This is a genomic window from Metabacillus sp. 22489 (genome assembly GCF_052044855.1).
In the GTDB taxonomy this organism is placed as follows: Bacteria; Bacillota; Bacilli; order Bacillales; family Bacillaceae; genus Metabacillus; species Metabacillus niabensis.
Genome location: NZ_JBQENT010000038.1, coordinates 21,960 through 40,070, shown reverse-complemented (window position 1 = coordinate 40,070; position 18,111 = coordinate 21,960). Strand labels below are relative to the sequence as shown.

Sequence of the window (18,111 nt, the reverse complement as noted above, 5' to 3'; positions counted from 1 at the left end):
GATTGGATTGCAAAGGAGTTGTGGATTCATGACGGGGTCCTTTATCATAAAAAAATCATTAAATAACAATGTTTTAATTGTTGAACATCAGTCATATGGCGAAGTTGTTTTAATAGGAAAAGGAATTGGATTTGGCAAGAAACCAGGAGATGTAATTGAAGAAGATAATATTGAAAAAATGTTTGTATTAACAAACAAAAAAGAACAAGAGCAATATAAAATGCTATTGACTGATATTGATGATGAAATGCTCGAGATTATTCAAGATGAGATACGTTATATTGCGGAAAGAGTGAACCATCCACTTAATGAGCATATTCATATTGCATTAACTGACCATATCACCTTTGCGTTAAAGCGTTTGCAACAAGGGATGGATATAAAGAATCCTTTCTTGCTTGAAACGAAATCTCTCTATCCTTTTGAGTATGAACTTGCTACTGATGTTATAAAACGATTAAATAAGAGGTTGAATGTACAGTTACCAAATGGAGAAATTGGTTTTATTGCCTTGCATATCCATAGCTCTATCACAAATAAGCCGTTATCAGAGGTAAATCAATACTCACAGCTAATAAGCCATTTAACAGATGTTATTGAGGAGTCCCTTAAAATAACTGTTGATAGAGAAAGTGTGAATTATTTAAGACTAGTCCGACATTTACGCTATACAATTGAGCGGGTAAACTCCGGTGAATCTTTAGCTGAACCAGAAAAATTATCTTTTTTGTTGAAAAAGGAATATCCTTTATGCTACAATACTTCATGGAAAATGATTAAAGTCATGCAACAAGTATTAAAGAAACCTGTTTATGAAGCAGAAACCGTATATTTAACAATGCACTTATACCGTTTAACAAATAAATAAATGTAACCGATCTTATTCACGTGTTACTGATTCGATCAGGCATGAGTGAACAAGCGTGTTTTATTTGCTATTTTGGGGAAGTATACCTATTAGTAAATTAAGCACCTGTTCACCATGCCTTTTTTGTTTGTTTTGACTTGTTTGCAGGTTAACTGTAAACGGTTAATTCTGTTTGTTTCTTGTTTATCTTGTTGCTTAATTAAAAGGTAGGAGGTTTATTTTATTATGTTTAAAAATGCTTTTGGCGTCCTTCAAAAGATTGGACGTGCACTCATGTTACCAGTTGCGTTATTACCAGCTGCTGGTCTATTGCTAGCATTAGGAAATGCTTTGCAAAACGAAACACTAACTAATCTTGCTCCATTTCTAACAAGTGATTGGGTAGTTCTTATAGCAAGTGTAATGGAAAATGCGGGAAATATCGTTTTCTCTAATTTACCGGTATTATTTGCTGTAGGGGTTGCAATTGGCTTAGCAAATGGTGATGGTGTAGCAGGGATTGCTGCATTAATCGGATATTTAATTATGAATATTACGATGAGCAGTATTTTAAAAGGCTTAGGCGTTATGCCGACAGATTCTGCTGCTTTAGCTGAATTTTTAGCAAACCATAGTGCAGCTTATGGAAATGTATTAGGTATACCGACATTGCAAACTGGTGTATTTGGCGGGATTATTGTAGGGGTATTGGCATCTTATATGTATAATAAATTCTTTACAATTGAACTTCCGCAATACTTAGGTTTCTTTGCAGGTAAACGATTTGTACCTATTGCGACTGCAGCTTCAGCTGTTGTTCTTGGTATCATTATGTATTTTGTTTGGCCACCAATTCAGTCAGGCTTAAATGCATTCTCAACAAACTTATTAGATGCAAATAGAACGTTGGCTGCATTTATCTTTGGTGTCATTGAACGTTCATTAATTCCATTTGGTTTACACCATATTTTCTATTCTCCATTCTGGTTTGAGTTTGGTTCATATGTTAACGCTGCAGGTGATACTGTACGTGGTGACCAAACGATTTTCTTTAACCAGATTAAAGATGGTGTACAAGATTTAACAGCAGGTACATTCATGACTGGTAAATTCCCATTCATGATGTTTGGTCTTCCAGCAGCAGCTTTAGCGATTTATCATGAAGCAAAACCTGAGAATAAAAAGATTGTGGCCGGCCTAATGGGTTCTGCAGCGTTAACATCTTTCCTAACAGGTATTACTGAACCACTTGAATTCTCATTCTTGTTCGTAGCACCTGTACTATTTGGAATCCACGCTATTTTTGCCGGATTATCATTTATGACGATGCATATTTTAGACGTTAAAATCGGGATGACATTCTCCGGTGGATTAATTGACTTTATTCTCTTTGGTATGTTAAATCCACAAACACATTGGTGGTTAGTAATTCCAGTTGGTTTAGTTCTTGCAGTTATTTACTATTTCGGTTTCCGCTTTGCGATTCGCAAATGGAACTTAATGACTCCAGGTCGTGAAGATGCATCAGTTGAAACTTCTGATGATTCTTCTGCAGCAACAACTGATGCTGGCGAATTACCAGTGCAAATTTTAGCTTCTTTAGGTGGACAAGAAAATATCAAACATTTAGACGCATGTATTACTCGTTTACGTGTTACTGTTAATGATGCGAAAAATGTCGATAAAGATCGTTTGAAAAAATTAGGTGCTTCAGGTGTTCTTGAAGTTGGAAATAATATTCAAGCAATTTTCGGACCAAAATCTGATAATTTAAAAACACAAATTCAAGATGTAATGGCAGGAAAGAAACCTCGCGTGACAAAAACAGCTTCTCAACAGCAAGAAGTTCGTGAACAAGTAGAAGATGTAGTAGCAGATGGCCTGCAAAACGAAATTGTAAATGAAACAATTGTTGCACCTCTAACAGGTGAAATAAAAGAAATTTCAGAAGTACCTGACCAAGTCTTCTCTGGAAAAATGATGGGTGATGGATTTGCAATTTTACCAACAGAAGGTACAGTTGTCTCACCAGTAAATGGTAAAATTCTGAATGTATTCCCAACAAAGCACGCGATTGGAATCCAATCAGATGGTGGAAAGGAAATTTTAATCCACTTTGGTATTGATACAGTTAATCTTAAAGGTGAAGGCTTTACAACCTTTGTAAAAGAAGGGGATATTGTCGAACAAGGTCAAAAACTACTTGAAGTCGATATCGAAAAAGTGAAGGAACTTGCACCATCTATTATGACACCGATTGTGTTTACAAATCTTAAAGAAGGTCAATCAATTAAGCTTCAATCAACTGGTAAAGTAAATGCAAAAGATGAAAATATTATTTCTATAGAGGGTTAATCTAAGCTATTTTGTGCCTTACTAAACGAATAGTAAGGCGCAAAATATGATTAAATTTCTATTTCTAATACGACATACTTGTCTTTTGAGTTCATTCACTGTTAAAATAGAAACTTGTAGAATATTGAAAGATTTTAAAGGAGATTGATGAAAAATGGCAGAAAAAACATTTACAGTAACAGCAGAAACAGGAATTCACGCACGTCCTGCAACAGTATTAGTGCAAGCGGCTAGCAAATTTGATGCAGATGTAAACTTAGAATATAACGGTAAGACTGTTAACTTAAAATCAATTATGGGTGTTATGTCTTTAGGAATTCCTCAAGGTGCCCAAATTAAAATTATTTCAGCTGGTTCAGATGCAGATGAAGCAATTGCTGGAATTACAGAAACATTGAAAAACGAGGGGCTTGGCGAATAATGAGTAATAACCTAAAAGGGATCGGAGCTTCAGCAGGTATTGCGATTGCAAAAGCATACCGTTTAGAAGAGCCAGAGCTTACGATCGAAAAAAGGGAGATTGCTGATAAGGAAGCTGAAAAGCAACGTTTTGAACAAGCGATCAGCCAATCTAAAGAAGAACTTGAAAAGATTAAAGAACATGCAAACCGTGAACTAGGTGCTGATAAAGCAGAAATTTTTGCAGCACATTTATTAGTATTAAGTGATCCTGAATTACTTAATCCTGTATTAGATAAAATTAACACAGAATCTGTAAATGCAGAATTCGCAATGAGAGAAACAGCTGATATGTTTGTTTCAATGTTTGAATCTATGGATAATGAATACATGAAAGAACGTGCAGCAGATATTCGTGACGTAACAAAACGTGTAATTGCTCACTTACTTGGTGTTCAAATTCCAAATCCGAGCCTTATTTCTGAAGAGGTTGTTATTATTGCTGAGGATTTAACACCTTCTGATACTGCTCAATTAAATCGTCAATTTGTTAAAGGTTTTACAACTGATATTGGTGGTCGTACATCACATTCAGCGATTATGGCTCGTTCAATGGAAATACCAGCAGTTGTAGGGACTAAACAAGCGACTTCAAGTATTGAAAATGACGTAATGGTTATTGTTGATGGTTTAGATGGTGATGTTATCATTAACCCTTCAGCAGAAGTCATTGCTCAATATGAAGAAAAACGCGCTAAATATGAAGCACAGAAGGCTGAATGGGCTAAATTAGTCAATGAGCCAACTGTTTCAAAAGATGGTCAACATGTTGAACTTGCTGCAAACATCGGAACACCTGATGATGTAAAAGGTGTTATCGAAAATGGCGGTGAAGCAGTCGGATTATACCGTACAGAATTTTTATACATGGGAAGAGACCAGCTTCCAACTGAGGACGAGCAATTTGAAGCATATAAAGCTGTTCTTGAAAGAATGGAAGGAAAGCCAGTCGTTGTCCGTACTTTAGACATCGGTGGAGATAAAGAATTACCATACTTACACCTACCAAAAGAAATGAACCCTTTCTTAGGATTTAGAGCAATTCGCTTATGTTTGGAAGAGCAGGATATTTTCCGCACTCAATTACGTGCTTTACTTCGTGCTAGCACATACGGAAACCTACGTATCATGTTCCCAATGATTGCAACTGTTTCTGAATTTAGAGAAGCTAAGGCGATTCTTTTAGAAGAAAAAGAAAAGCTAGTAGCTAACGGTGTTCAAGTATCTGACAATATTGAAATTGGAATGATGGTTGAAATTCCATCAACAGCAGTTATGGCAGACCAATTTGCTAAAGAAGTTGACTTCTTCAGTATTGGTACAAATGACCTTATCCAATACACAATGGCAGCAGATCGTATGAACGAACGTGTATCATACTTATATCAACCATACAACCCTGCAATCTTACGTCTTGTTTCAATGGTTATTGATGCAGCACATAAAGAAGGCAAATGGGCTGGTATGTGTGGAGAAATGGCTGGCGACCCGATCGCTATTCCATTATTATTAGGACTTGGTCTTGATGAATTCTCTATGAGTGCAACATCAATTCTTCCAGCACGTACTCAAATTAAAGGACTTTCAAAAGCAGAAGCACAATCTGTAAAAGAAAAAGTTCTTGGCATGAGCACAACTGAAGAAGTCGTTGCATTTGTTAAAGAGACATTTAATGTATAATTTGAAAAAGACAGGCATATAGCCTGTCTTTTTCTCTATTACTGTGAATAATCTTCATTCGTAAAAATAAATACTTTCAAAAAAATTAAAATACTTCAATTACTTAAATATACTTCCAAATCAGTATTTCGAATAGATTCTTTAAGTTTGGAAATCTCTAGAATATATTTCCTATCTTTATATGTTCCTTTAGTTTCGACATTTAATGATTGTAATAATCTGCTTGTAGTGGATACTGAATTGATATGTAAAAACCACGACAATCTTTATTCGTTATAACAGGGTTTATTAGTAGGGCATAATCAATAAGGGAAAGTAGATGTGCATTTTTTGAAACAGAATTACACTTTTGTGCATTTCCAGTAGCTATGAACCATTTTCATAGGAAGTTTTTGACAGAATGGACAATATACACCTGTTAAAATATCTGATTTGCTAACATTATATGTGTTTAATACATTAGGAAGATGAACGGTAGAATGTTTACGGATTATTCGAAGTAATTTATTAAATTCAGTTTTTGTTAGAGTTTCTCTTTGATACTTTCTCTCTAAAGATTCAAGTTTTGATGATAATGCTCCTGAATGTATGACAACTTGGGATACATCTTTATGATCTGGAGCTGTTTTAATGATTGTTGAAGGATAACTTATAATCACTAATGGAATAACTGGAACATTAGGTAAAGTGTGTTTTCGGAGAAAATATTGTAGTTGTGATTTTTTGCGGTTTACTTGAAGGATAGGGTCAGGAAATCCTGTTTCCTTACTCGAGTCATCAATTCGGAGCAGTTGATTAAACTTTCTATTGAAATAAAGTGTCCCTTTTATATGTTTCACTTCCATAATTATGCAATACTTTTGACTAACGATGAGGTAATCGATTTGAAAATAACAATTATTGATTCCCTGTAGTCTGATATCGTGTAATATTTGATTTGTTTTGTTATCTATTAAAGTGAGATAATATTCAATCGATTGTTCTCCTCGAAAGCCTGCGTAGTTAATCGAGAGTTTTTCTACAATTTTGGTCCTTTCTATATGACTCTCATCGCCTTCTTTTCAATGCCTTCAAAAATAAGATTTATCAGGTAAATCTCTATCGCTTTTTATTGTTCATAACCACCCTCTGTTTATATCTTCCAATTAATTATCGAATTGTAATAGGAACGACAGTTAACAACTCTTAAACGGATTCCGCCACTCCATTAGCATGCCATAGTTACAAGATTCTTTATCTTCAAGGTAATTTTTAACTGGACAAACAGGTGTACGTCCGCAACGCAATAAGAAGGACATGACCGGGTCCTTTAATGTTCCGTTCAGAACATTGATTACATATTCATCAATTGATTTTTCGTGACTAACCTTAGAATAGCCAGGAAGTCTTCCTCCACCTAACAATCTGTCGAGGTCTAATGAAATGACCGTTTCATACATGGATTGCATTAGCCATTTCCCTACTCCTAATTTACGATAGGCGGAGCAACACATATATCAACAACATATAACGTATTTCCATTTGGGTTATGGTTATGAATGTATCCATTATTAGTTATCTCCTCCCATGTATGATGGGGATGAAGTGGATCAAATTGTACGATTAATCCAGTTATCGAGCCAATAATCGTTCCATCAATCTCAGCACAAAGAGCACCTTCTGGAAAAATTGTTACATGGTTATGCAACTGCGCTTTATTCCACCATAATTCAGGCGGAAATGGCGGTGGAAAGCTTTCCCTTTGTATAGCAATCAATTGCTCAAAATCATCTTCTGTATACTGACGAAAGAATGTTTTGACTGGTTTATTATCATAAAACAAATACATCTCTTTCCTAAACATCACCAATCACCTCTAGATAATGATTCTATAACACTACTTTTTTTCCTCTATAAATATAAAATTGAATCTGTTTTATATTAATATGATAAGTCATAATAATAAGGTAAAGAAGCAGATTAACTGTAATACTATTGATCTAAATTGATGAGGTGAAAATATGTACAGTAATTTTCAAGGGAAAACTGCACTTGTTATTGCATCAAGCCAAGGATTAGGAAAAGCAATTGCAGAGCAACTTGCATCACTAGGTGCAAATGTCATGATATCAAGTCGAGATGAGGAGAAATTAAGTAGGGTAAAAACAGATTTAACTGAGGTAAGCAAAGGAAAAGTTGAATATAAGGCATGTAATGTAACGAAGAAGGAGGAAATTCAGCAATTAGTAAAAGCAACGGTTGAAAAATTTGGAACAATTGATTTACTAGTAAATAATGCTGGTGGTCCGCCTGCTGGAACATTTGAAGAGATGTCAGATGATGATTGGCAATATGCGTTTGAGTTAAATCTTCTAAGCTACATACGTTTCATTCGGGAAACATTACCTTATATGAAAAAGAATGGTGGGAAAATTGTTAATATTGCTTCTTCCTCAGTAAAGGAGCCAATTCCTGGACTAATTTTATCAAATACGTTTAGAACTGGAATGATTGGGTTAACGAAGACACTTGCAAGCGAGCTAGCACAATATGAGATTTTGATTAACACAGTTGCACCAGGTAGAATTGCTACTGATAGAGTTGCATCACTTGATGAGATTGCTGCTAATAAGCAAGGGAAAACTAAAGAAGAAATAGAGGACATGATGAAAAAAACAATTCCATTAGGAAGATATGGGAAGCCTGAGGAATTTGCTACGTATGTTTGTTTCCTCTTATCTGATATGAATACCTATATGACCGGACAAACCTTTTTAGTTGATGGCGGAATGGTAAAGTCTATATAAAGGGGATGAAGACCTTCAAAAGATTTTATCTTATGGAGGTCTTTTCTTTGACATTTTCAATGATAAAGCCACTTTCAGGAAACGTTGGCATGCGATCCATTGGAATATGTAAGTTTTGTGTAGGTACTTGGTAGGTTATATGATGAACGAGAAATTGAACGCTGGCCTTTATGACCTCAATTGTGATCCCTTCACCAGGACAGCGATGCCCTGTTTCAGGAGCCCCACCACCTTGAGGAATAAAGTCAAATAAGTTGCCTTTCCATTGCTTAAATCGTTCTGGGTGAAAGTCATTTGGCTTATCCCATAAAGTAGGGTCATGATTGATTCCATAAACATCAAGGAGAACTAAAGTTCCTTCTTCAAAGTTGCAATTATTCCATATGAAATTGTCCTTAACTCTTGCTCCCAATATTGGGGCAAACGGATAAAAGCGTCGTACCTCTTGAACAAACATGTCTAAATATGCACCATCACTTTCAAAAAGCTTTTCTTTGCAAATTGGATAATTATGCAATGCTAATGCTGCAAATGTGATAAAGGTTGAAATTGCAACAATAGGTCTTAAAACATTAATCAGCTCGATTGCTGCTATTAATGAACTCAATGGTTGACCGATTTCATCCTTATAAAAAGCCATTTCATACATAGCAGTCCCTTTTTGTACCTCTATCTTATTTGCACGGACATCCTCGATCATCGATTGAATCCAATGTTCAGCACGTGTTCGGGCTCTTCTTCCTTTCCAATGACGTGGTCCAACAGCCCCAAACGCATCAATCATTGCATTGAAATCCTCAGCACGTTCTTTAACCTCAGTCTCTTTTAACGGGACACCTGCCCATTTACAAGCTGTTCGACATAAGACAAGCTTTGCTTCGTTAAAAAGAATGACTTGTTTAGATTCTTCCCAATTCTTTCGTGCCATTTCCCAGTGGGTCTTTGTTAGTGCTGCAAGCTCTGCTTGATGCTTAGGAGTCATAAGGGACATAAATAATTTTTTTCGGTGTGTATGTGCTAAACCATCCATTGATTGGATTGCATTTTCACCGAAAAGTGTTTTTTGGATCCGCTTTGGAGTTGCTCCTTTTCGCTTGAAGCGATTGGTATCATAAAAGATTTCAGCAGCTTCTTTTCCTGTCATACAAATAACTTTTTCCCCTAGTAGTCGTGCTGCAAAGATAGATGAATGGTATTTATTGACACGATTTTGCATAAAGTGATAGCCTTCACGCATGAGAGCAATGCTGTTATCTAAGCTTCTATCATGTGGTATTGCATGATTTTCTGTTCCCATTTTTTTCTCCTTTTTGCAAGCGTTGTAGAATCCATCCTATTTTAACCAAAAAGAGAAAATTTATATTGTTAAAATGATTGTGAAAAAAATGGTAAAATACTACTTTATTCTTTTATAATGTAACTATTACTTCTTATAAGGGGGAACAAAAATGAAGCAAACCGTTGGATTTATTGGACTAGGTGTTATGGGACAAAGCATGGCGAAAAATATTCTTCGCGCTGGTTATCCTTTACAAGTCTATACACGTACAAAGAAAAAGGCTGAACAGCTTATCGAGCAAGGTGCAGTATGGAAAAATACTGTTCAGGAATTAGCGGGCGATTGTGACGTCATTATTACGATCATTGGTTATCCACAAGACGTGGAGGAAGTTTATTTAGGCCAAGACGGCATTATTCAATCAGCTCGTCCAGGTACATATATTATTGATATGACAACTTCAAAGCCTGCTTTAGCAAAGAAAATATATCAAGAAGCAAAGGGGAAAAAAATATTTGCTCTTGATGCTCCTGTTTCAGGAGGTGATATCGGTGCAAGGGAAGCACGACTTGCTATAATGGTCGGCGGTGATAAGGATGCATATGAGTATTGTTTACCGATTTTTGAGACAATGGGGCAAAATATTGTTTATCAAGGGGAATCAGGCTCAGGTCAGCATACGAAGATGTGTAATCAAATCGCAATAGCAGCAGGGATGATTGGAGTTTGTGAGGCGATTGCTTATGCTGAAAGTTCAGGATTGGATCCAGCTAATGTCCTAAAGAGTATTTCGACAGGAGCGGCTGGAAGCTGGTCACTAAGTAATCTCGCCCCAAGGATGCTATCTGATGATTTTGAACCTGGATTCTTTGTAAAGCATTTTATTAAAGATATGGGAATTGCCCTTGAAGAATCGGGAAATATGGATTTGCAAACTCCTGGATTAAAGCTTGCACATGAACTATATGAAAAGCTAGCACAATCTGGAGAAGAAAACAGTGGGACACAGGCGTTGATAAAGTTATGGAAATCGTAATTCGGAAGCTCCTTGAAACAGAGGAAGCACCATATCATCTCCTTCTTGAAGCAGACCCTTCAAAAATGAAAATAGCTGAATATCTTAAGACTGGTATCGTTTTTGTGGCGGAATATCAGCATGAATTGGTTGGAGTTATTGTCGTTGTTCCAAGAGGAGAAGAAGATGAAATTGTTAATATAGCTGTGGAAGCTAAGTATAGGGGAAGAGGAATAGCAAAAAAGCTCCTGCATTTTGTCACAAAGCAAAGTGAGGCAAGCGGTAAGCATCATGTAGTGATTGGAACAGGCAATTCAAGTATAAATCAGCTAGCTCTTTATCAAAAATGCGGTTTTCGGATCGAGACTATTATAAAAAATTATTTCATAGATAACTATGAAGAAGCGATTTTTGAAAATGGTATTCAATGTATGGATATGATCGTCCTAAAAAAACATATAAAATTTTGAAAAAAAGTAAAAGTTATGAAACAATTTCCAAATTAAACCGTTTATAATAGAGAGGGAAGAAGACAATGTGATAAGTCATATTGTCTTTTCTCTATGAAATAGGGAAATAATTCCTTATATTATCTATTATTAATTGGGGGAACTAGAGTGAAAGAGCAAGCTACACCTTCGACGAATTCTCGTAAGATTAAAAGGTCAAGGTATATTCGTATTAATTTTTTCTTTTTTCTTGTATTTCTTTTATTTGTCGCATTAATTGTTCGATTAGGAATCGTCCAAATTGTGCAAGGAGAAGAATTTGCAAAAGAGGTGGCAAAAACAGATTCAGATATTGCTAGCTTACCTGCACCACGGGGAAAGATGTATGACAGATACAACCGTGTTGTAGTAGATAATGTTAGCGTCCCAGCGATTACATATACTGTTAATAAAGCGACGAAAACTAGTGATAAGATTAAAACGGCAAAGAAGCTAGCTCAATATATCCAGTATGATGAAGCGTTTTTAAAAAAGGAAGTACAGGATCGAGATATTAAGGACTATTGGTTAGCTGCCCATCCTAAAGAAGCGGAAAAATTACTGACAAAGAAAGAGCTTAAGCTAGAGGGAAAGGAAACGTATAAATTACAAGTTGAGCGAGTCCCTAGTACTAAAGTTGAAGCGATTAAAAATAATTTAGAGCAATTAGAACTAGCTTATTTGTACAAACGATTTTCTTCGGGATATCAGTATGAGCCACAAGTAGTAAAATCAAAAAATATTAACGGTGATGAGATTGCTTCAAATTTAACAGATGAAGAGATTTCTGCTGTATCTGAACGGTTAGAGGAGTTACCAGGAGTTGACGTCATTACCGATTGGGGGCGTTCATATCCATATGAATCCTTAAAATCAATATTTGGCGGATTAACCTCTCCTGAACAAGGGATATTAGAATCACGTGAAGAGTATTATTTAGCAAGAGGATATTCAAGAAACGATCGCGTTGGGAAAAGTTATCTTGAATATCAGTATGAAGAATATTTGAACCCGCAAAAGGCAAAGGTTGAATATGTGGCAGATAAGAGTGGAAATATTGTGTCAGAGCAAATTATAGATGAGGGTCAGCGAGGATATGACTTAAAGCTTTCCTTTGACATGGAGCTGCAGATGAAGGTAGAGGAAATAGTAGAAAAAGAACTGAGAGCGGCAAGTAGAAAATCTTTTAACCATTTAATGGACCGTGCCTTCGTCGTCATGATGGACCCACATAATGGTGATGTTCTTGCAATGGTTGGAAAACAATTAAACCCTGACGATAGAAATGGAGAAATGCTTGATTTTGCCTATGGAAATTTTGCTACCCAATATGAAGCAGGATCAACTGTAAAAGGTGCTACTGTTTTAGCAGGTTATCAGCATGGATTGCCTCACAACCGGGGTTACGAAGACCGACCGCTCTTAATTAAAGGAACTCCAGTTAAAGGATCCTATGGTAGTCTTGGCTATATGACGGACTTAACAGCGTTACAAAAGTCATCAAACGTATATATGTTCCGTGTCGCTATGTTCATTGCGGGTATCAACTATGTTCCCAATGCTCCATTAAATGTAACGTCAGAGGATTTTCAAACACTTAGAAATTATTTTGCTCAGTTTGGTTTAGGAGTACCGACAGGAATTGATTTACCACAGGAATCAGCGGGCTTACAAGTAGAACCTGATCAAGCTGGTAAATTATTAGATATCTCAATTGGACAGTTTGATACGTATACACCACTACAATTAGCTCAATATGTTTCTGTTATTGCGAATGGTGGATATCGTGTTCAGCCACGGATTGTGACGAGTATCCATGAACCTTTAGAAGATAATGAGCTAGGGCCAATTGCAATAAAAAATGAGCCGAAAGTGTTAAATAAAGTAGAAAATACAAAAGCTGATATCGAACGGGTTCAGAAAGGATTTAGGCTAGTGGTAACGTCAGGAACTGCTTCAAAGGATATTCATTATGATGTTGCTGGAAAAACGGGAACATCACAAACAGCCTATTATGGACCGAAGAGGGAATCTTGGGGGCGTGAGCTGAACAATTTAAACTTCGTAGGATACTATCCTTCTAAAGACCCTCAAGTTGCGTTTAGCGTAGTTGTTCCATGGGCAGGTAATGATGATGACCCAGTAAATAAACGAATCGCTAATCAAATTGTTAAGGCTTATATGGATCTTCAGAAAAAATATGTTACAACAACCGAAATAAATGAAAAAGATAATCAAAACGAGAAAGAGGAGGGATAACCTTCCTCTTTTTCATTTATGGATAAAATAAACGAAAAGCTGTATAAGCAATACATATAAGAGATCCTGTATATTTCACATATTTTTCATAAACTAAACACTATTCGTTCATAAATCTTAATGGTAAAATAAATGTTGTTCTAAAATAATAAAAACGTGAAGGTTTAATACTTAATATAGACCAAGTAAAGGAGGAACCAAATTGACAGAGAAAGGTGCAAGTGCATCGGAGCATCGTAAATTAAAAAAATCAAGGTATATCCGCATCAATGTTTTCTTCTTTCTTGTCTTTGTATTGTTCGTTGCCCTTATCGTCCGATTAGGTGTCGTCCAAATTGTACAAGGTGAAGAATTTTCAAAAGAGGTTTCACGGACAGAATCTGATTACGCGAGCTTACCAGCTCCACGTGGGAAAATGTATGATCGTTATGGTAGGGTTGTTGTTGATAATGTTAGTGTCCCTGCAATTACGTATACAGTTGAAAAATCAACAAAGACGGAAGATAAAATTGAGGTAGCAAAAAAGCTTGCGAAATATTTAACATATGATGTGGAATTTTTAAAGCATGAATTAAAGGATCGAGATTTTCGTGACTATTGGTTAGCAGCAAATCCTAAGAAAGCTAAAAAATTACTAAAAGAGGATGAGCTTGAGTTAAAGCCATCTGAAACGTATAAATTACAAGTGGAACGTGTTCCGGATGCTGAAGTTAAAGCATTAGAATCAGATGCTGAGCAAATGGAGCTTGCTTATTTGTACAAACGGTTTTCCTCAGGTTATCAATATGAACCACAAGTTGTAAAATCAATGAATGTCAATAATGAAGAATTATCTTCAAACCTGACTCAGGAAGAGGTTGCGATAGTATCCGAACATTTAGAGGAGCTTCCAGGCGTAGATGTTATAACTGATTGGGGAAGATCATACCCTTATGACCCACTGCAAACGATTTTTGGAGGACTAACTTCACCTGAGCAAGGAATTTTAGAATCACGTGAGCAATATTATACTGCTAGAGGCTATTCTCGTAACGAGAGGGTCGGAAAAAGTTATTTAGAATATGAGTATGAGGACTATTTAAACCCTCGGAAAGCAAAGATTGAATATACATCAGACAATAGTGGCAATATCGTATCAAAAGAAGTGATAGATGAAGGGCAACGAGGCTACGATCTAAAGCTTTCCTTTGATATGGAACTTCAAATGAAGGTTGAACAGATTATTGAAGAAGAGCTAGGTGCTGCAAGCAAAAAGTCTGGTAACTTTTTAATGGATCGTGCTTTTGCTGTTGTCATGGATCCTTACCAAGGTGACGTACTTGCAATGGCAGGGAAGCAAATTGATTTGAATAACCGCAGTGGGAAAATGCTCGACTTTGCCTATGGAACATTTGCAACTCAATATGAGGCAGGTTCCACTGTAAAAGGTGCAACAGTTCTTTCCGGATATCAAGATGGGATGCCACATGGGCAATATTATAACGATACTTCATTATATTTCAAGGGTCCTACTGTAAAGAGTTCATATACTAATTTAGGACGAGTAGATGATTTAAAAGCATTGGAAAAATCTTCGAACGTTTATATGTTCCATGTTGCGATGCGTATAGCCGATATTAACTACGTGCCATATGGTCCATTTTATGCATCTGATGAGGATTTCCAAAAGCTAAGAAATTATTTTGCCCAATTTGGTTTAGGTGTTCCGACGGGTATTGATTTGCCACAGGAATCAGCCGGTTTAATAAGTGATCCGGATCAGCCTGGTAAAATATTAGATATTGCAATCGGGCAGTTTGATACGTATACACCATTACAGCTAGCACAATATGTTTCAGTCATTGCCAACGGTGGATCTCGTGTGCAACCGCGGATTGTAACGAGCATCCATACACCTATTGAAGAAGCAACATTAGGTCCAGTAGCGATTGAAAAAGCACCTAAGGTACTTAATAGAGTTAATAACACAAAAGAGGATATCGAACGTGTTCAAGATGGCTTTAAGAGAGTTGTAAGAACAGGTACTGCTAGAGGACATTTTGATTATGATGTAGCTGGAAAAACAGGTACATCCCAAACCCATTACTATGGTCCTAACCGCAACTATTGGGGACATGAAACAAATAACCTAAACTTTGTTGGGTATTATCCAGCTGATGATCCAGAAATTGCCTTTAGTGTTGTAGTCCCATGGGTTGGTTCAGATGCTGATCCAATAAACAAAAGAATCGCAAATCGAATTGTCGGTGCATATGTTGATTTACAAAAGAAATATGTAACAACAACCGAAATAAATGCGGATGTTAATACTACAGAAAAAGAAGAGGAGTAATTCTCTTCTTTTTCTTTTGCTCATTTTAAAAATAAACCATTCCTACTATTTTTTAACATAGTCATAAAGGATGAAAAGCAGTAGTCATTTCCTTTCATATTTTTTGAATTGCTTACACAAAATAGATGTGAGAAAGGAAGTGATGTCAAATGGCAAAGCGAACCAAGAAAAATGACCCACAGCAGAAAAACAAAAAGGGTTTTGATTCAAGCGTTATTGATTCAGAATTTAGTCATGAAGTAGGAAGTGCTGATACAAATAAAATCCACAAAGATAAAGCAAAAAAAGAAAGAGCAAATAATAATCGGAACAATTAAGGGGCGAAATGCCTCTTTTCTTATGTAATTTAAAGTGATAATTTCAAATGGAAAGTTATCCCAAAATAAAATGGATGTGAAAATCGTAAAAGTATACTTTAAAATATATGTTTTAACTACCCAGTTAGTCATTGACAAAAATTTGTAACCTCGTACACTTAATAATACATACTTGATTAATACATATAAAATAGAGTGTTATAGATTCATAGTTATTCAAATTTGGCATATCTTATAATTTATCATTCAAAATGAAAAATTTTACTAATTATATTTAAATTGAATTGTAAACCAATAAAGGATTTTTTCCATTAAAAGAGAATTATAGATAGTGGAAACCTCTAACCGATAAGTTTTTTTCTGAATGATTAATTTTTTACATAAAGAGTAATTTCATTAGTGAAGGATTTTATAGATGCTTGCCTTATTATTTTCTAATAAATGTCATGGACAGTAATAATAAAAGGAGGGGAACTATGAATCGTCATGCCATTAACATTGACACAGTGATACAGGATATCGAAGTATATGCTGTAGTTTCATCTAACGGACGTTTCCAATATATTTCCTCTAATTCAGTTGAACTTGTTGGTTATTCGAATAATCACATTATTGGTAAATATATTAAAGATTTTATTCATAGTGAAGATGTCTTTTTACTTGAAAGTTACTTTTTTAATGAACATCATTTATATCCTTGTACTTTCCGTTTTTTAACAGACGATGGTCATTACATTTGGCTTGAGGCTTCATTAGATTTTATTCGCAGTACAGTTACTAAACATAATCAAGAAATTGTTCTAAGGATGAAGGCACTTGATACGAAATATCCTGTTAATCAGCTAGGGTTAGAAAATAAGCTAAGTGCTATAGATGGAAATAGTGAAAAAAATGCCCATGATCATTTATTAGAAGATTTACCGAGTCCTTTGTTTATCGCATCATACGGAAAAATCCTCTATGTGAATAAAGCATTTGAGGAATTACTTGGTACAAGCTCAAAAGAACAATTAATTGGTAAATATACGATTGATTTTATAGATAAGAGTTTTCATGATATTGTTTGGTATCGAATTCAAAAATTACATAATGGAGAAAAGATTGGAATCATTGAACAAACATGGAGAAAGCTTGATGGAAATGAAATAAATGTTGAGGTTTCTGCTAATTTAACAACTTATAATGGTGAAAAGGTTGAATTAATTGTCCTAACTGATATTTCCTCAAGAAGAAAATTTCAAAAAATTCTCCAAAAGAGTAGGGAACGTTATCAAAGGTTAATTGATAATTCAATTGATACAATTGCAGTAATCCATAAAGATAAGTGGGTGTTTGTAAACGATTCTGGTGTAAAGCTTTTTGAAGCTGAAGATTATTCAGAAATGCTAGGGAGAAATATTTTTGAACATTTACATCCAAATGATCACAAGCATATGAAAGATTCACTTAATAGTATATTAAAGGGTGAAGCAGAGGTACAAATCACCAATCAATCTTGGATCATTTCGGACGAAAAAACGATTTATACGGAAATGGTGGGCATTCCTACTACCTATTTAGGTGATGGTGCTGTACAAGTGATATTACGAGATATTTCAGATCGTAAAAAGACAGAAGAATTAATGCTACGCTCTGAAAAGCTTTCCATCGCTGGTCAACTTGCAGCTGGAATCGCTCATGAAATTAGAAATCCTTTAACAGCAATTAAAGGTTTTTTACAAATAATGCAGCCTGAATACAAAAAACATCAGCAATATTTTAATATTGTATTTTCTGAACTAGATCGGATTGAAGTTATTCTAAGTGAGCTTCTTATTTTAGCTAAGCCACAAGAGAAAAAGTTTAAGAAAGCCAACATGGTAACATTGCTACAGGATGTAGCGATGCTATTAGAAACTCAGGCAAACTTAAATAGCGTTTCGATTGAGCAAATTCATGAGGAAAAAGATTTATCTCTATTTTGTGACCAAAATCAGTTAAAGCAAGTTTTTATCAATCTCTTTAAAAATGCAATTGATGCAATGCCTAAAGGTGGAAATGTTAAAGTTCATACAAAAAAACAGAACGGGAAAATTCATATTATGGTAAAGGATGAGGGAGAAGGAATTCCTTCAGAATTAATGGAAAGAATTGGTGAACCTTTTCTAACTACAAAGGAAAAAGGCAATGGTTTAGGGTTAATGATTACGTATAAAATCATTGAAGACCATAATGGTACGATTGTGGTTGATAGTAAACTAAATGAAGGTACTACATTTATTGTTGAGTTACCATTAGAATGAAAACAGCGGCTA

13 protein-coding genes and 1 pseudogene are annotated in these 18,111 nt (G+C 35.4%); 11 read left to right on the top strand and 3 right to left on the bottom strand.

The window, feature by feature from the left end:
* Nucleotides 1–28 precede the first annotated feature (28 nt).
* The 4 genes from glcT to ptsP all read left to right on the top strand — a co-directional run bounded on the left by glcT (nt 29) and on the right by ptsP (nt 5,341).
* Nucleotides 29–868, top strand: a complete 840-nt coding sequence (gene glcT, locus ACTJJ9_RS19160; RefSeq protein ID WP_095299178.1) for a glucose PTS transporter transcription antiterminator GlcT — start codon at nt 29–31, stop codon at nt 866–868.
* 225 nt (nt 869–1,093) lie between these two features.
* Nucleotides 1,094–3,202: a glucose-specific PTS transporter subunit IIBC gene (ptsG, locus tag ACTJJ9_RS19155; RefSeq protein ID WP_145580873.1), complete on the top strand. Its 2,109-nt coding sequence runs from the start codon at nt 1,094–1,096 to the stop codon at nt 3,200–3,202.
* Nucleotides 3,203–3,356: 154 nt separating this feature from the next.
* Nucleotides 3,357–3,623, top strand: a complete 267-nt coding sequence (locus ACTJJ9_RS19150) for a phosphocarrier protein HPr (RefSeq protein ID WP_095299148.1) — start codon at nt 3,357–3,359, stop codon at nt 3,621–3,623.
* Nucleotides 3,623–5,341 (top strand): phosphoenolpyruvate--protein phosphotransferase, encoded by a 1,719-nt coding sequence (ptsP, locus tag ACTJJ9_RS19145; protein ID WP_095299147.1) that lies wholly within the window; start codon nt 3,623–3,625, stop codon nt 5,339–5,341. Before ACTJJ9_RS19150 ends, ptsP begins: the two co-directional genes overlap by 1 nt.
* Nucleotides 5,342–5,682: 341 nt before the next feature.
* On the opposite strand, the gene ACTJJ9_RS19140 is transcribed toward ptsP, so the two are convergent.
* Together ACTJJ9_RS19140 and ACTJJ9_RS19135 are read right to left on the bottom strand one after the other, a co-directional pair.
* Nucleotides 5,683–6,348 carry a nuclease-related domain-containing protein gene (locus ACTJJ9_RS19140; RefSeq protein ID WP_255451804.1) on the bottom strand — a complete coding sequence of 222 codons (666 nt, stop codon included), beginning with the start codon at nt 6,346–6,348 and terminating at the stop codon, nt 5,683–5,685.
* Between the two features lie 168 nt (nt 6,349–6,516).
* Nucleotides 6,517–7,184 (bottom strand): annotated as a pseudogene (locus ACTJJ9_RS19135) (GNAT family N-acetyltransferase).
* A gap of 157 nt (nt 7,185–7,341) precedes the next feature.
* On the opposite strand from ACTJJ9_RS19135, the gene ACTJJ9_RS19130 reads away from it, so the two are divergent.
* On the top strand, nt 7,342–8,127 hold the full coding sequence (locus ACTJJ9_RS19130) for an SDR family oxidoreductase (protein WP_145580871.1): 786 nt from the start codon (nt 7,342–7,344) through the stop codon (nt 8,125–8,127).
* Between the two features lie 25 nt (nt 8,128–8,152).
* Here the strand turns inward: ACTJJ9_RS19130 and ACTJJ9_RS19125 are convergent, their stop codons facing one another.
* Nucleotides 8,153–9,424 carry a cytochrome P450 gene (locus tag ACTJJ9_RS19125; protein WP_145580870.1) on the bottom strand — a complete coding sequence of 424 codons (1,272 nt, stop codon included), beginning with the start codon at nt 9,422–9,424 and terminating at the stop codon, nt 8,153–8,155.
* A gap of 151 nt (nt 9,425–9,575) precedes the next feature.
* Between ACTJJ9_RS19125 and ACTJJ9_RS19120 the strand changes: the two genes are divergently transcribed.
* The 6 genes from ACTJJ9_RS19120 (at nt 9,576) to ACTJJ9_RS19095 (ending at nt 18,099) form a co-directional block, all read left to right on the top strand.
* On the top strand, nt 9,576–10,442 hold the full coding sequence (locus tag ACTJJ9_RS19120; protein WP_145580869.1) for an NAD(P)-dependent oxidoreductase: 867 nt from the start codon (nt 9,576–9,578) through the stop codon (nt 10,440–10,442).
* The gene (locus tag ACTJJ9_RS19115) at nt 10,430–10,891 is read left to right on the top strand and encodes a GNAT family N-acetyltransferase (protein WP_222124769.1); all 462 of its coding nucleotides are present in this window, start codon (nt 10,430–10,432) and stop codon (nt 10,889–10,891) included. The genes ACTJJ9_RS19120 and ACTJJ9_RS19115 overlap by 13 nt, the downstream gene beginning before the upstream one ends.
* Before the next feature lie 147 nt (nt 10,892–11,038).
* Nucleotides 11,039–13,168 carry a peptidoglycan D,D-transpeptidase FtsI family protein gene (locus tag ACTJJ9_RS19110; protein ID WP_255451800.1) on the top strand — a complete coding sequence of 710 codons (2,130 nt, stop codon included), beginning with the start codon at nt 11,039–11,041 and terminating at the stop codon, nt 13,166–13,168.
* Between the two features lie 202 nt (nt 13,169–13,370).
* Nucleotides 13,371–15,500 (top strand): peptidoglycan D,D-transpeptidase FtsI family protein, encoded by a 2,130-nt coding sequence (locus ACTJJ9_RS19105; RefSeq protein ID WP_255451799.1) that lies wholly within the window; start codon nt 13,371–13,373, stop codon nt 15,498–15,500.
* Between the two features lie 149 nt (nt 15,501–15,649).
* Complete coding sequence (locus ACTJJ9_RS19100) at nt 15,650–15,817, top strand: hypothetical protein (RefSeq protein WP_170944265.1); 168 nt, start codon at nt 15,650–15,652, stop codon at nt 15,815–15,817.
* A gap of 476 nt (nt 15,818–16,293) precedes the next feature.
* On the top strand, nt 16,294–18,099 hold the full coding sequence (locus ACTJJ9_RS19095) for a PAS domain S-box protein (protein ID WP_145580868.1): 1,806 nt from the start codon (nt 16,294–16,296) through the stop codon (nt 18,097–18,099).
* Nucleotides 18,100–18,111 lie beyond the last annotated feature (12 nt).

Coding starts and splice junctions, on each gene's coding strand:
- glcT (WP_095299178.1), top strand. CDS start 29: ATGACGGGGTCCTTTATCATAAAAAAATCATTAAATAACAATGTTTTA.
- ptsG (WP_145580873.1), top strand. CDS start 1,094: ATGTTTAAAAATGCTTTTGGCGTCCTTCAAAAGATTGGACGTGCACTC.
- ACTJJ9_RS19150 (WP_095299148.1), top strand. CDS start 3,357: ATGGCAGAAAAAACATTTACAGTAACAGCAGAAACAGGAATTCACGCA.
- ptsP (WP_095299147.1), top strand. CDS start 3,623: ATGAGTAATAACCTAAAAGGGATCGGAGCTTCAGCAGGTATTGCGATT.
- ACTJJ9_RS19130 (WP_145580871.1), top strand. CDS start 7,342: ATGTACAGTAATTTTCAAGGGAAAACTGCACTTGTTATTGCATCAAGC.
- ACTJJ9_RS19125 (WP_145580870.1), bottom strand. CDS start 9,424: ATGGGAACAGAAAATCATGCAATACCACATGATAGAAGCTTAGATAAC.
- ACTJJ9_RS19120 (WP_145580869.1), top strand. CDS start 9,576: ATGAAGCAAACCGTTGGATTTATTGGACTAGGTGTTATGGGACAAAGC.
- ACTJJ9_RS19115 (WP_222124769.1), top strand. CDS start 10,430: ATGGAAATCGTAATTCGGAAGCTCCTTGAAACAGAGGAAGCACCATAT.
- ACTJJ9_RS19100 (WP_170944265.1), top strand. CDS start 15,650: ATGGCAAAGCGAACCAAGAAAAATGACCCACAGCAGAAAAACAAAAAG.
- ACTJJ9_RS19095 (WP_145580868.1), top strand. CDS start 16,294: ATGAATCGTCATGCCATTAACATTGACACAGTGATACAGGATATCGAA.